This window comes from Achromobacter sp. ESBL13, assembly GCF_036668755.1.
In the GTDB taxonomy this organism is placed as follows: Bacteria; Pseudomonadota; Gammaproteobacteria; order Burkholderiales; family Burkholderiaceae_B; genus Achromobacter.
In genome coordinates, this window is the sequence record NZ_JAZEVT010000003.1 from 395,303 (window position 1) to 409,488 (window position 14,186).

The window sequence follows — 14,186 nt, forward strand, 5'->3', positions numbered from 1 at the left end:
CGGCGGCGCGCGATGCGCCATCCGCCGGGGCGCGCACTTACATGCGAGCGAGTACCGAGCCCCAGGTGAATCCACCGCCCACGCCTTGCATCAGGATGAGCTGGCCGGGCTTGACGCGGCCATCACGGCGCGCGGCATCCAGTGCCAGCGGCACGCTGGCCGCGGAGGTATTGGCGTGGCTATCAACGGTGATGACGACTTTCTCGACCGGCACGGCAAGCTTGCGTGCCAGGAAGTTCAAGATGCGCACGTTGGCCTGGTGAGGAATCAGCCAGTCGACGTCGGCAACCTCGATACCGGCTTCGGCGCAGGTGTCGCGCGCCGAGCGATCCAGCACGGTGACGGCCTGCTTGAACACCGCTTGCCCATCCATGCGCAAGAAGGGGTCGCCGGTGACGTCGCCGTAGGCCACGTTGCCCGCGGCGCTGAGGATCTTCATCTGGCTGCCGTCGGCATGCAACTGCGCGGCCATGATGCCGGGCTCGTCGGAGGCCTTGAGCACCACAGCGCCCGCGCCGTCGCCGAACAACACGCACGTGCTGCGGTCGTTCCAGTCAAGAATGCGCGAAAACACCTCAGCGCCGATCACCAGCGCGCAACGGGCGCGGCCGGCGCGCACGAAGCTGTCGGCGGTGGTCAGCGCGTAGACGAAGCCGCTGCACACGGCCTGGACGTCGAACGCCGCCGATCCCTTGGCGCCCAGGTTGGCTTGCACCAGGCAGGCCGTGCTGGGAAACACGAAATCGGGGGTGGAGGTCGCGACGATGATGAGGTCGACTTCGGAGGCGTCCACGCCCGCATCGGCCAACGCGCGGCGCGATGCTTCCGTGGCGAGTTGGCTGGTCGTGACGCCACGCTCGGCAAGATGGCGCTGGCGGATGCCGGTGCGCTCGACGATCCATTCATCGGACGTGGCGATGTCGCGCGTCGCCAGTTCCGCTGCCAGTTCGTCATTCGAAACCACGCGTTCCGGCAAGAAGCTGCCGGTGCCCGCGATCGCGGAATATTTCATTGCGGTATCCATCAAGCGGTGTCCCCAGCCACGTTCGCGGGAGGCGTTGCGGCGCCCTCTTCCGACTGAACGCGCTTGGTAATCTGAGCGACCGTCTGAGCGGTGCGCTCCAGCAGTTTACTCACTACGGCTTCGCGGGCTCGTTGCAACGCAAATCCGTAGGCGTAGACATCCGCCGAACCGTGGCTCTTGATGACCACGCCGCGCAAACCCAACAACGCGGCGCCGTTATAACGGCGGTTGTCGACGCGATTGCGCAAACGGTTCAGCACCGGCTTGGCGATGGCGCCGGCCAGCAACGTGAAGATATTGCGTTTGAACTCTTCGTGGATGATGCTGGACAGCATCTTCGCAAGCCCTTCGACGGACTTGAGCACGACATTGCCGACAAAGCCGTCGCAGACCACGACGTCGACCGTGCCCTTGAAGATGTCGTTGCCTTCCACGTTGCCGTAGAAATTCAGCGGGCTGCCGCGCAGGAGCTCGGCGGCTTCCTTGACGACTTCATTGCCCTTGATGACTTCTTCGCCGATGTTGAGCAAGCCCACGGTCGGGCTTTCACGGTGGTCGACGGCCTGTGACAGCGCGGCGCCCATGATGGCGAATTGCAGAAGGTGCTCGGCCGTGCAGTCCACATTCGCACCCAGGTCCAGCACCGTGGTGGCGCGGCCCGTCTGGTTGGGAATGGACGTGGCGATAGCGGGCCGGTCAATGCCGTCCAGCGTCTTGAGCACGTAGCGTGAAATGGCCATCCATGCGCCGGTGTTGCCCGCGGAAACGCAGGCGTCGGCGCGCCCGTCCTTGACGGACTGGGCGGCCAGGCGCATGGAGGAGTCTTTTTTGCGGCGCAGGGCGACCTCGACCGGGTCGTCCATGGTGACGACTTCAGAAGCCGCCACGATTTCCATACGATCACGCGCAACGTCGCGGTGCTCGGAGAGCGCCGCTTCGATCGCGTCGGGAAGCCCGACCAGCAATAGCCGGGTATCCGGAAATTGCCGGGCGAACTCGATCGCAGCCGGAATCGTGACGGGCAGACCGAAGTCTCCGCCCATACAGTCTATGGCGATGCGTATCACGGGTGCCAGGTATCAGCGTTCAGCCGAATTGGTCCGAGTACGAGTTCGGCCCGGGGGCCTTATTCGTCGGCCTTGGTCTTCAGGACCTTGCGGCCACGATAGAAGCCGTTGGGGCTGATGTGGTGGCGCAGGTGCGTTTCACCGGTGTTCGGCTCGATAGCGGTCGACGGAGCAACCAGAAAATCGTGCGAACGGTGCATACCGCGCTTGGAGGGGGACTTCTTGTTTTGTTGAACGGCCATGATGACTCCTAGAAACGGGGCGCATTGTACGCGATGCGGCCCGATGTTGATCTCAATCTTTGTGCTTCAGTTGTTCCAGCACCGCAAACGGCGACGGACGCTTGACAGCGGGTTCTTCAGGAACTTCGCTGACGTTGGCCTGCGCGCCCGGGCATACATCATGCTTGGGCACATACGGAACGCTCAGAATGAGCTCATCTTCGACCTGGGCCAGCAGATCAAAATGATGTGAACCCACCACCTTTTCGGGTTGGTTGGACACAAAACCATTTCCTTCTTCGTCTTCGTCGTCGCTGCCGGCGGAATGACCGTCGGTGACATCACCGTTGGTAAAACCATCGTCAAGATCGGCTTCAGACTTAACCAGCTGCAAGAGGACTTCGCTATCGACCGGATACACGAACGGCGCATTGCACCGCTGGCACACCAGCACCGGATTCGCCTGCACGTGTACATGCAGAAGCGGCCGGCCAAGCAACAGCCCCGACTTGCCAATCTCACCGCGCACAGACCACGTCACAAGCCCGGCATCGCCCGGCGGTTGTTCGGGTAACCCTTCAACCGCGCGCGTAAACCGCACAAGAGGTATGGTGCCTTGCGCTTGCTTGCCGCTATGGGCAAATGCGAATGCATCGATGCGCTTGATGATCAAATCCTTTGCATTTGCGAGATTCCACCGCACTAAGGCCACTGCACCAAGGCCACTCTCAGGCCACCGCACTAAGGCCACTCTCAGGCCACCGCACTCAGGCCGCAGCGTTCAGAGACGGACCTTGCGCCTTTGCGCTGCAAAAATCCCGCAAAACGTTAGATAATACTGCGACTTACGCTTTAACGTCAAATACCGCATGCCTTCAAAGCCTAGCCTGATCCTCGCTTCCAGCTCGCCATACCGCAAAGAATTGCTATCGCGCCTGCGCTTGCCCTTTACCGCCGTTTCTCCCGATGTGGACGAAACGCCACAACCCGGCGAAACGCCCGAAGCGCTGGCCCTGCGGCTCTCGGTGGCCAAGGCCATGGCTGTGGCGGCGAACCATCCGGGCAGCATCATCATCGGGTCTGATCAGGTGGCGACCATCAACGGCCAGCCTATCGGAAAACCGGGCGACTTCCCCCGCGCGAAGGAGCAACTGCGCGCCCTGTCGGGCCAAATCGTGAAATTTCATAGCGCACTGGCGGTTACGGACGGCCAGCGTATCGAGAAAGCAGACATCGTCACGCGTTGCCACTTTCGCCAGCTGTCGGACCGCGCCATCGACGCCTATCTGCGCGCCGAAGAACCCTACGATACCGCAGGCAGCGCCAAGGCGGAAAGCCTGGGTATTGCATTGATGGAAAGCATCCAGAGCGATGATCCGACCGCCATTATCGGGCTGCCGCTGATCGCGCTGACGCGCATGCTGGCGCAGTTCGGCCTGGATCCGCTGGACGCACCGGGCGCGCCCGCATGAGCGGCGCCCTGCACCTGATTCCCGTCGGCCTGGGCGACGCCCCACCCGAACGCTGGCTGCCGACCGACGTGCGTGCGCTGGCCGGACGGCTGGACACCTACATCGCCGAAAACGCCAAGACGGCGCGCGCCTTTCTCAAGTTGATCGGCACGACCCGCCCGCTGCAGGAAATCACGATTCACACCCTGACGGACAAAATTGACGCCGGGCAGATCAACGTCTGGCTCACACCCGTCAAGCACGGCGCCGAGATCGGCTTGGTGTCCGAAGCCGGCTGCCCCGCCGTCGCGGACCCTGGCGCAAAAGTCGTGGACGCCGCACACCGCCTGGGCATCACGGTCAAGCCGTGGGTGGGCCCGTCGTCCATCCTGCTGGGCCTGATGGCCAGTGGGCTGGACGGCCAGCGCTTTGCCTTCCACGGCTACGCCCCGGTGGACTCGGCCGAGCGCGCCAAGCAGTTGAAAGCCTGGGAGCAGCACTCCGCCAAGCACAACCAGACGCAGTTGCTGATCGAAACGCCCTATCGCAACGCCGCCATGTTCTCTACCCTGCTGGCCACGCTGAAAGGCGACACCAAGCTGTGCGTGGCCCGGTCGGTCACCACCGCGGACGAATGGGTCGTCACGCATACCGTCGCCGACTGGAAGAAACTGCCGCCCCCTCAACTCGACAAGCTGCCCACGCTTTTCCTTTATCTGGCCCGCTGACTCATGTTTCGCCTGATCGCCACCCTGCTGGCCACCGCAGTGCTGGCCGGCTGCGCCACGCGCGGCCCTGCTGGCCTGGACCTGGACACCTCCATCACCGCCGTCGGCCAGGCCAGCCGCGTACGCAGCATCGTGCTGCACTACACCACCGTGGATGACGCTACCTCGCTCAAGCTGCTATCGCAGGGCAAGGTCAGTTCGCACTACTTGATCAACGACGCCGGCCGCGCCTACCGCCTGGTGGATGAAAATCGTGCCGCTTGGCACGCCGGGGCCAGCTCCTGGTACGGCAACATCGCCATGAACAGCACGTCGATCGGTATCGAAATCGTCAACCCGGGCTGGACCGAAGGCCAGAACGGCAAGCCGGTCTGGCACGCCTACAACGACCGCCAGGTGCGGGCGCTGACGATCCTGCTGCGCGATCTGATCCAACGCCACGGTGTCGCGCCGGAAAACGTCGTGGGGCATAGCGACATCGCGCCGCAGCGCAAAGTCGATCCCGGCCCGCTGTTTCCCTGGAAGGCCCTCGCGGCGGCCGGTATCGGGCGCTGGTACGACGAGGCCGGCGCGGCGCAGCACCTGGCTCGGTTGCAGGCGCAAGGCTTGCCCGACGTGGCGTGGTTTCAGAAGCAGTTGCAGCGCCTGGGCTATGCCTGTGGACAGGAGGGCAAGCTGGACCCCGCCACGATCAATACGCTGGCCGCATTCCAGATGCACTACCGGCCCGCGTTGCACGACGGCCAGCCTGACCTGGAAACCGCCGCGATCATGCTCGCGATGCTGTAGGCGCGTCAGCGCGCGCGGCGGCGCCACCACGCCACGATGCGCCAGCCCAGCAGCAGCGCCAGCACGCCGGCGTACAAGGCCGGTTGGGTCAAGTCGTTCTTGCCTGCCTTGTGCCACCAGAAATGCAGCACCGCCAGCAGACCGATCGCATAAACGGCGCGATGCAATTGCTGCCAGCGTTTGCCCAGGCGGCGCATTGCCCACTGGGTGGACGTTGCCGCCAACGCCGTCATCAGCACAAAGGCCGCGAAACCCATCGTGATGAAGGGGCGCTCGCCGATATCCTGCAACATCGCGGCGGGGTCCAACCCACGATCCCACCAGACCCAGGCCATGAAGTGCATGGCGCCATAGAAAAATGCGAACAGGCCGCACATGCGACGCACGCGCACCAAGGCGGGCTGTCCGGTCAGGCGGCGCAGCGGCGTGATCGACAGCGTTACCAGCAGGCAGACCAGCGTCCATGTGCCCGACGAACGAGTCAGGAATTCGACCGGGTTGGCGGTCAACCCATTGTTCAGCCCCAACCACATCCAGCGCGCGAACGGCGCCAGACCCAGCAGGAACAGGAGCGGCTTGAAGCGCCCGATGGTCTTGGCGGAAAGCTGCGTCTTGGCGGGCGTTGCGGCAGCGCGCCGGGTGGAAACCTCGGACATGGTGTTATTCAGTAATTCGCCTTCAGATCCATACCCTGATAGAGCGATGCCACCTGTTCGCCATAGCCGTTGAACATCAGCGTCTTGCGCTTGGGACTGAACAGGCCGTCTTCGCCGATGCGGCGCTCGGTGGCCTGGCTCCAGCGCGGATGCGGCACGTTCGGGTTCACGTTGGCGTAGAAGCCGTACTCCTGCGGCGCCGCCTTGATCCAGGAAGACTCCGGCATTTTTTCCACCAGGCGGATCTTGACCAGCGACTTGGCCGACTTGAAGCCATACTTCCAGGGCACGGCCAGACGCAGCGGCGCACCGTTCTGGTTAGGCAGCACTTTGCCGTAGACGCCGAATACCAGCATGGCCAAGGGGTTCATGGCCTCGTCGATGCGCAACGCCTCGACGTAAGGCCATTCCAGGATCGCGGCGCGCACGCCGGGCATGTTCTCGCGCTGCACTGCCGTGACGAATTCCACGTATTTGGCATTGCCGGTCGGTTCTACCTGTTTAAGCAATTCGGATACCGAATAGCCCACCCAGGGAATCACCATCGACCAGCCTTCGACACAGCGCAGCCGGTAGACCCGTTCTTCCATGGGCGCCAGCTTCAGCAGGTCGTCGATAGAGAACGTGCGCGGCTTGCCTACCTCGCCTTCGACGCTGAGGGTCCACGGACGCGTCTTCAGCTTGCCGGCATTGGCGGCAGGGTCGCCCTTGTCGACACCGAATTCGTAGTAGTTGTTGTAGGACGTGATGTCGGCAAGCGAGGTCTGCTTGTCCATGACACTGAGCGAACCGTTGGGCTTGCCGGCCAACGTGCCGGCGTCTTGGGCAAACGCGCTACGCGCGGCCCAGCCTGGCAGCCCCACGGCCGCGGCCGTGAGCCCCGCGCGCAACATGAGGTCGCGGCGCGAACGCCAGACCGCTTCGTCCGTGATTTCGGACGGAAGAACATCGTGGGGCTTGCGTATCAACATCGTGGTCTCCGGTTCAGCAATCGTCGGCCGTAGCCGCCGGGTACAGGTCATAGACGTTGCGCCGCCCCATGATATTCCGCCGCGGCGCTCCCCGCGTGCGATCTTTCCCGGATCAGGCGCCGGCCGACACCCGGGGCAGCAGCCATTCGCGCACCAGCGGCACGCTATCCAGCACCGCTTGCGGCGCACAACCCTGAAGCTCCTTCATGGTATGCGCGCCATAGGTCACACCCAGCCCGTGCACGCCTGCATTGACCGCCATCTGAAGATCGTGCGAGGTGTCGCCCACCATCACCACACGGGCGGGGTCCACGTCCAGTTCCTGCATCAGCTCATGCAACATGGCGGGATGCGGCTTGCTGAAGGTTTCGTCTGCCGTGCGGGTGGCATCAAACAGCGGGCCCAGGCCCGTGGCCGCCAGTGCGCGGGTCAAGCCCACCCGGCTTTTGCCGGTGGCCACCGCCAGGCGCACGTTCTGGTCGGCCAGGGTCTGCAAAAGCTCGGGAATGCCGTCGAACAGGCGCAGTTCGGGATCGCGCAGCAGGTAGTGGGTGCGGTAGCGCTCAAGAAAGCGCGGCATCATCGCCTGGGTCAGCTCCGGCACGGCACGACGCAAGGCGCTTTCCAGGGACAGACCGATCACCCAACTGGCTTCGGACGCCGACGGCACCGCCAATTCCAGGTCCCGGCAGGCGCCTTGGATGGCGGCCACGATGCTGTGCGTGGAATCCATCAGGGTGCCATCCCAGTCAAAAACGACCAGCGAATACGACGACATAATCAGACCGACTCCAGTTGTTTCAGTATTTTTTGGCAGGCGGGTGGCAGCTCGGCGGTCAGGGTCATGGGTTCGCCCGTGACCGGGTGGGCCAGGGTCAATTGATGAGCATGCAGGAACATCCGACCAAAACCCTTGCGCGAAAATTCCGCGCGCACGTCGTCATGCCCGTATTTGTCATCCCCCACAATGGGAAAGCCGCTGGCCGCCAGGTGCACCCGGATTTGATGAGTCCGACCGGTGCGCAGTTCCGCGTCAACCAGACTGTAACCGCCGAAACGCTGCTTGAGCGTGATGATGGTGTGCGCGGCCTGGCCGTCCGGGTCGACCTTAACGCGCCGCTCGCCGGATTGCGTCGTCCATTTGGACAGGCCCAGCTTGATGTGCTGGCGGTCATTCACCCAATCGCCCTCGACCAGGGCCAGATAGTGCTTGTCGCCCTTGCCTTCGCGCAGCATCGCGTGCAGCGCCAGCAAGGCGCTGCGTTTCTTGGCCACCATCAGCAGCCCGGACGTCTCGCGGTCCAGGCGATGCACCAGTTCCAGGAACTTGGCATCAGGCCGCGCGGCGCGCAGTTGCTCGATGACGCCGAACGACACCCCGCTGCCGCCATGCACCGCCACCCCGGCAGGCTTGTCCACCACCAAGAGCGCGTCGTCTTCGAACACCACGGGGAACTCGGCGCCCGGCACCGGGCGCGGCTTACCCGGATCGGGCAGGCGCAAGGGCGGAATGCGGACGATGTCGCCGGCCACGATGCGATAGTCGACCGAGATACGTCCCTTGTTTACGCGCACCTCGCCGCCACGGATGGCCTTGTATATGTGGGTCTTGGGGACGCCCTTGCACAAGCGCATCAGGAAGTTGTCCAGACGCTGGCCGGCGTGTTCGCCATCGACCTCCACCATGCGAACGGCGGGGGCGGCTTTAGAGGGGGATATGGGGGAGGAAGTTTCTTTGCGCATTGCGGAAAGCGACATATAATCGGGACAGCCTTAAGGGGCTGAACTAGCCGCCTGGCGTAGAGATGCAAACAAGTACGCAACTCCGTCGAGCGCGCGGGCCGCTATTGTACTGCCTGCTGATTCAACCCCTGGGTCTCTTGGTCGCCGGCGCAACCGCGCCCTGCCGGATAGTGGTGTGGCATTCACTTTGCCCGCTGTCCCAGCAGGTCCGTTGCATGCCGCAAGCGGCTCTGAAGCACTGCAAGAATCGTCGCATATTTAAAGCACCAGCTGCGTGTAGGCAACCAATCCGACCGCAACTGCCGTTCACAGCAATTTTTCCGTCAAACCACATTCAGTGAAGCTGACCCTCCTGCTGACAGAACCCCGTGCCCCACGGCACGACGTGCCCGCCTGACCCGCGGCGGATACGCCTGGGCGCCGCCCAGGTACGGTCCGCATTTCTTGCCCGCTTCAGCCGCAGCCCGAGTGACCCGAGGTCACGCGCCGATATCGGCGCGTCATGACAACGGAGAAACCCTCTCATGAAGCGCATGCTGTTCAATGCGACGCATCAGGAAGAATTACGCGTCGCTATCGTTGATGGGCAAAAACTCATCGACCTCGACATCGAGACCGCCGGCCGCGAACAACGCAAAGGCAACATCTACAAAGGTGTCATTACCCGGATCGAACCCGGCCTGGAAGCTTGCTTCGTCAACTACGGTGAAGACCGTCACGGCTTTCTGCCCTTCAAGGAAGTTGCTCGCAGCTTCTTCAAGGAAGGCGTCGATGTCCGTAGCGCCCGCATCCAGGATGCGCTGCGCGAAGGCCAGGAACTGATCGTTCAGGTCGAAAAAGAAGAACGCGGCAACAAGGGCGCAGCCCTGACCACGTTCATCTCGCTGGCCGGCCGCTACCTGGTCCTGATGCCCAACAACCCCCGTGGCGGTGGCGTTTCGCGCCGCGTCGAGGGCGAAGATCGCCAGGAACTGCGCGATACGATGGAGCAGCTTGAGCTGCCCCAGGGCATGAGCATCATTGCCCGCACCGCCGGCATCGGCCGCAACGTCGAAGAGCTCCAGTGGGACTTGTCCTACCTGTTGCAGCTGTGGACCGCCATCGATGGCGCCGCCCGCGACAACTCCGCGCCGATCCTGATCTACCTGGAATCCAGCCTTGTCATCCGGGCCATCCGCGATTATTTCTCGCCCGAAATCGGCGAGATCCTGATCGATACCGACGAGATCGCCGATCAGGCCACCGCCTTCATGAGCGTGGTGATGCCGGACAACGTCCAGCGCGTCAAACGCTACCGCGACGACATCCCGCTGTTCTCGCGCTTCCAGATCGAACACCAGATTGAAACGGCGTATTCGCGCACGGTGCAACTGCCGTCCGGCGGCGCCATCGTGATCGACCACACCGAAGCACTGGTTTCCGTTGACGTGAACTCCGCCCGCTCCACGCGCGGCGCCGACATCGAGGAAACCGCGCTGCGCACGAACTCCGAAGCGGCCGACGAAGTGGCCCGCCAGTTGCGCTTGCGCGACTTGGGCGGCCTGATCGTCATTGACTTCATCGACATGGAAGACAGCAAGAACCAGCGCGCCGTTGAACAGCGCCTGCGCGATGCTCTCCATTTCGACCGTGCCCGCGTGCAAATGGGCAAGATTTCGCGCTTTGGCCTGATGGAACTGTCGCGTCAGCGCCTGCGCCCGGCCCTGAACGAAGGCTCGCACATCACCTGCCCGCGCTGCAACGGCACCGGCGTGATCCGCGATGCCGAATCCAGCGCCCTGCACGTGCTGCGCCTGCTGCAAGAAGAAGCCATGAAGGAAAACACCGCGGCGGTCCACGCCCAGGTGCCGGTGGATGTTGCCACCTACCTTCTGAATGAAAAGCGCGCCGACATCACCAAGATGGAAGCCCGCTTGAAGGTCAACCTGATGCTGATCCCGAACAAGCATCTGGAAACGCCGCATCACCACATCGAACGCCTGCGCCATGACGACCCGCGTCTGGAAGAGCTGAAGACCAGTTTCGAACTGGTGGAAGCTCCCGCCACGAACGCGCCGTGGCAACCGCGCGAAAGCGAAATCAAGGCGCGCCCGGAAGCATTGGTCAAGGGCATCACGCCCTCGCAGCCGGCCCCGGTTTCGTCCACGCCGGCCGCTCCCGCCGCTGCGCCCGCCGCACCGGCAGCCGCAACGGGCGGCCTGGGCGGCTTGTTCAAGCGCCTGGTCGGCTGGCTGACCGGCGGTTCCGAAGCCGCCAAGCCGGCCCCCACCGCCCAGGAAGACAGCGCCAAGCGCGCCGCCTCCGGCCGTGGCAAGGGCCGAACTGGCCACGATGGCCAGGAACGCCGTGGCGAACGCCATGGCTCGGACCGTAACCGCAACAATCGCCGTGGCGAATCGCGCGGTGAAGGCGCCGAGGGCGGCGAAGGCAGCCGCCACCACGCCCGTGGCAACCGCCGTGGCGAAGGCGAACGCGGCGACCGCCAGGAACGCGGCGATCGCACCAGCCGTGGCGAGCGCGACGGCCAGACGGCACAAGCCGTGCTCGCATCCAACCGCCCCGACCAGGCTGAACTGGCCAATGGTGACGATACCGGCGCCGGTCGTAACCGCCGCCGTGGCCGTGGCCGCAACCGCCGCGAAGAAGGCCAATCCGACGCGCCGATGAGCGAACAGGAAAGCATGGTGGCCGCGCTGGCGCAGTCCGTTGCGACCGCCCTGCCCGACACCACCAAGCCCGCTGCCGAACCGTCGATGGACACCCTTGACGCCGCCGAGCAAACCGCCGATGGCATGCCGCTGGCCGAAGGTGCCGAAGGCGCTGCCGATCCGGAACGCAAGCGCCGCCGCCGCCGCAGCCGCCGTGGCCGCCGCAGCCAGGACGAAGCAGGTCTGGCCGGTAGCGACGAGCAACTGGACGACGGTTCCGACGACGACACCGCCGATCAAGCTGAAGGCATCGCCCCCCCGGCAGCGCCTGTAGAAACGGCTCCTGCCGCCCCGGTGCAGACGGACGCCGTCGACACCAAGGTAACGGAAGCACAAGCTGTCGAAGCGCAGCCCGCCAAGGCCGAAGCACCGGCTCAGACTGCGGATCAGGCTCCGGTGGAAACCCAGGCCCAGGCGCCCGCCCGCACCCCGGCTCAAGCCCCGGTGCAGGTTCCGGCGCAGGCCCCGGCCCAAGCTGCCGCCGTCGACGCTCCTGCCGAGACTGCCAAGCCGACCGCCGTACAAGCCGCCGAACCCGTCGCCCAGCCCGTGCAAACGGCTGCTTCGGTGACCGAGCCGGTTGCCGTACAAGCCGCTGAACCGGCCCAAGCCCCGGCGGAAACGCCGGTGAAGGCCGCCGAGGTGGAACCCGTCGTGGCGGCGCCCGCTCCGGTTGTCGAACGCGCAGCCCCGGCCGCTGAAGCCCCGGCCGCAGCACCGGCTGCCGCAGCATCGGCTGCCGCAGCATCGGCTGCCGCAGCACCGGCTGCCGCAGCTCCTGCCGTGTCGCAGCCTATCGTGGTGCCGGCAGCGACGCCGTCGGCCAAGGCCCAGGCCTTGCATGACGTCGTCAACGCCGCTGGCCTGAAGTGGGTGGAAACCGATCCGGACCGCCACGCCCAGACCCAGCTGCGCATTGCCGCCGCGCATACGCCGACCCGCCTTGGTCGCGAGCGCAAGCCGGTTGCGTCCGTCTCGAACGAACCCCTGGTTCAAGTCGAAACGCGTCACTAAGCCGCTAGCTAGAGCGCCAAAAAGCCTCCGTCGCATGACGGGGGCTTTTTTTTCGTCCGTCGCCACCACACCCACTATCAACAGACGAAAAAAAACCCTCGATGACGAGGGTTTTCTGATCTTGCCGGAAAGCGGTTTAGAACTGATACGTGTAGGTCAGCTGCACCAAATCCAGCCCCGGATTCGGGCGCTTGATGCTGGCGTTGGAAAAGTGCGAATAACGCACGCCGATTCGGTTGTTCGGCGTCAGCAGAAAGCCCATGCCGACGTGGTCGCCAAACTGGAAGGCGGTGCTGATGTTTTCGTCTGCGAAGCGCGTGCTCGAGAACACGGTCGCGCCAATACCGGCTTCGAGGTAGAAACGCTCACCGGTCCACCAACGGAACATCGGGATGGCATTGAGCTGCCACACATGGCCGGGGGAACGCGAGCCATCCGCCCACCAGTACGAGGCGCCCAATTCCGGCGTGAGGTCCAGGCGCCCCCAATTGCCACCAAACTGGTGCGTCCAGACCGAAGGCGTTTCGTAGTTCAGGGTAATGCGCTGGTAATGGTCACCGATGCCGTAATGCATGCTCACGCCACCCTGCGTACCTTCCGACGATTGGGCGTTGGCCAACGTGGCGGCGCCCGCCATTGCCAAACCAACCAGGCTTGCGAGCAGTTTCTTTTTAGTCGACAGCATGAGGTAACTCCGAAGATTTGGGTCTAATCGGCAACATAGCAAAATACGGGCCAGATGGCTTGAACCTTGTCGCAATAAGGCAACATATTTGCCGTGGAAAACACTGTTCCGAAAAGCGCCGTCACAATCGAAACCAGATCCGGTATGCGGCGTCACAAAGCGGTTGCCGCGCCGCAAAAAATGCCGCCTCAAGCCATAAGCTTCAGGCGGCATCGTTCATTGCAGCCCGTTGCTCAGGCAGTAACGACGTCCGCCGGCTGGTTGGTCAACAGCGCCAGCAAGCGCGCAATTTCCTCGCGCAGTTGGCGGCGGTCCACCACCATATCGATCGCGCCCTTTTGCAGCAGGAACTCCGAGCGCTGGAAGCCTTCCGGCAGCTTTTCGCGCACGGTCTGCTCGATCACGCGCGGGCCGGCAAAGCCGATCAGCGCCTTGGGCTCTGCAATGACCACATCGCCCATGAACGCAAAACTGGCCGACACGCCGCCCATGGTGGGGTCGGTCAGCACGCTGATGAACGGCAGCCCGGCCGCCGACAGGCGGGTCAGCATGGCGTTGGTTTTGGCCATCTGCATCAGCGACAGCAGGCTTTCCTGCATGCGCGCGCCGCCCGAAGCGGCGACACAGATGAACGGCGTCTTGTTATCCAGGGCGGCCCGGGCGCCGCGCGCGAAGCGCTCGCCCACCACCGAGCCCATGGAACCGCCCATGAATTCAAATTCAAAGCAGGCCAAGGTGGCCGGCACGCCGCGAATCGAACCGCTCATGACCACCAGCGCATCCGATTCACCGGTTTGCTTGACGGCCTCTTGCAGGCGCTCGGGGTACTTGCGGGTGTCCTTGAACTTCAGCGAATCCACGGACCGCGTGTTCTGGCCAATTTCAACCCGGCCTTCCATATCCAGCAGCGAATCGATTCGCGCGCGAGCGCCGATACGCATGTGGTGATCGCACTTGGGGCACACGTGCAGATTGGCCGCCAAGTCTTCGCTGTACAGCACCGATTCGCACGACGGGCATTTCACCCACAGGCCTTCGGGAACACGGCGAGCGCCGCTGTCGCTGGTTTTATTGATGCGAGGAGGCAGGAGTTTTTCGATCCAGCTCATTGATTTTTCATCCCGTTAGA

The 14,186-nt window shown here is 63.9% G+C and carries 14 protein-coding genes; 4 read left to right on the top strand and 10 right to left on the bottom strand.

Annotated elements, in window-relative coordinates; all coding sequences use genetic code 11:
* Nucleotides 1-37 precede the first annotated feature (37 nt).
* The 4 genes from V6F88_RS16010 to V6F88_RS16025 are packed head-to-tail and all read right to left on the bottom strand — an operon-like array spanning nucleotide 38 to nucleotide 2,985.
* On the bottom strand, nucleotides 38-1,024 hold the full coding sequence (locus tag V6F88_RS16010) for a beta-ketoacyl-ACP synthase III (RefSeq protein ID WP_046802598.1): 987 nt from the start codon (nucleotides 1,022-1,024) through the stop codon (nucleotides 38-40).
* On the bottom strand, nucleotides 1,024-2,091 hold the full coding sequence (gene plsX, locus V6F88_RS16015; RefSeq protein WP_046802597.1) for a phosphate acyltransferase PlsX: 1,068 nt from the start codon (nucleotides 2,089-2,091) through the stop codon (nucleotides 1,024-1,026). The genes V6F88_RS16010 and plsX overlap by 1 nt, the downstream gene beginning before the upstream one ends.
* A gap of 59 nt (nucleotides 2,092-2,150) precedes the next feature.
* On the bottom strand, nucleotides 2,151-2,333 hold the full coding sequence (gene rpmF, locus V6F88_RS16020) for a 50S ribosomal protein L32 (protein ID WP_006218037.1): 183 nt from the start codon (nucleotides 2,331-2,333) through the stop codon (nucleotides 2,151-2,153).
* Nucleotides 2,334-2,385: 52 nt separating this feature from the next.
* Nucleotides 2,386-2,985, bottom strand: a complete 600-nt coding sequence (locus V6F88_RS16025) for a YceD family protein (protein ID WP_332610667.1) — start codon at nucleotides 2,983-2,985, stop codon at nucleotides 2,386-2,388.
* Between the two features lie 196 nt (nucleotides 2,986-3,181).
* Between V6F88_RS16025 and V6F88_RS16030 the strand changes: the two genes are divergently transcribed.
* The 3 genes from V6F88_RS16030 to V6F88_RS16040 are packed head-to-tail and all read left to right on the top strand — an operon-like array spanning nucleotide 3,182 to nucleotide 5,280.
* Nucleotides 3,182-3,784, top strand: coding sequence for a Maf-like protein (locus V6F88_RS16030; protein ID WP_332610669.1), 603 nt, complete (start codon nucleotides 3,182-3,184; stop codon nucleotides 3,782-3,784).
* On the top strand, nucleotides 3,781-4,491 hold the full coding sequence (locus tag V6F88_RS16035; RefSeq protein ID WP_332610670.1) for an SAM-dependent methyltransferase: 711 nt from the start codon (nucleotides 3,781-3,783) through the stop codon (nucleotides 4,489-4,491). Before V6F88_RS16030 ends, V6F88_RS16035 begins: the two co-directional genes overlap by 4 nt.
* Nucleotides 4,492-4,494: 3 nt before the next feature.
* A complete protein-coding gene (locus tag V6F88_RS16040; RefSeq protein ID WP_332610671.1) occupies nucleotides 4,495-5,280 on the top strand; it encodes an N-acetylmuramoyl-L-alanine amidase in 786 nt (261 codons plus the stop codon).
* 5 nt (nucleotides 5,281-5,285) lie between these two features.
* Here the strand turns inward: V6F88_RS16040 and msrQ are convergent, their stop codons facing one another.
* From msrQ to V6F88_RS16060, 4 genes are all read right to left on the bottom strand, one after another.
* Nucleotides 5,286-5,936 (bottom strand): protein-methionine-sulfoxide reductase heme-binding subunit MsrQ, encoded by a 651-nt coding sequence (gene msrQ, locus V6F88_RS16045; RefSeq protein WP_332610672.1) that lies wholly within the window; start codon nucleotides 5,934-5,936, stop codon nucleotides 5,286-5,288.
* Between the two features lie 8 nt (nucleotides 5,937-5,944).
* Nucleotides 5,945-6,907: a protein-methionine-sulfoxide reductase catalytic subunit MsrP gene (msrP, locus tag V6F88_RS16050; protein WP_332610673.1), complete on the bottom strand. Its 963-nt coding sequence runs from the start codon at nucleotides 6,905-6,907 to the stop codon at nucleotides 5,945-5,947.
* Between the two features lie 112 nt (nucleotides 6,908-7,019).
* A complete protein-coding gene (locus V6F88_RS16055; protein WP_319309263.1) occupies nucleotides 7,020-7,685 on the bottom strand; it encodes an HAD family hydrolase in 666 nt (221 codons plus the stop codon).
* A gap of 2 nt (nucleotides 7,686-7,687) precedes the next feature.
* Nucleotides 7,688-8,650: an RluA family pseudouridine synthase gene (locus V6F88_RS16060; protein ID WP_332610674.1), complete on the bottom strand. Its 963-nt coding sequence runs from the start codon at nucleotides 8,648-8,650 to the stop codon at nucleotides 7,688-7,690.
* A 524-nt stretch (nucleotides 8,651-9,174) separates the two neighbouring features.
* Between V6F88_RS16060 and V6F88_RS16065 the strand changes: the two genes are divergently transcribed.
* A complete protein-coding gene (locus V6F88_RS16065; protein WP_332610676.1) occupies nucleotides 9,175-12,372 on the top strand; it encodes an Rne/Rng family ribonuclease in 3,198 nt (1,065 codons plus the stop codon).
* Between the two features lie 136 nt (nucleotides 12,373-12,508).
* Here the strand turns inward: V6F88_RS16065 and V6F88_RS16070 are convergent, their stop codons facing one another.
* A complete protein-coding gene (locus V6F88_RS16070) occupies nucleotides 12,509-13,057 on the bottom strand; it encodes an acyloxyacyl hydrolase (protein WP_332610678.1) in 549 nt (182 codons plus the stop codon).
* 233 nt (nucleotides 13,058-13,290) lie between these two features.
* Nucleotides 13,291-14,166 (bottom strand): acetyl-CoA carboxylase, carboxyltransferase subunit beta, encoded by an 876-nt coding sequence (gene accD, locus V6F88_RS16075; protein WP_332610679.1) that lies wholly within the window; start codon nucleotides 14,164-14,166, stop codon nucleotides 13,291-13,293.
* Between the last annotated feature and the right edge of the window lie 20 nt (nucleotides 14,167-14,186).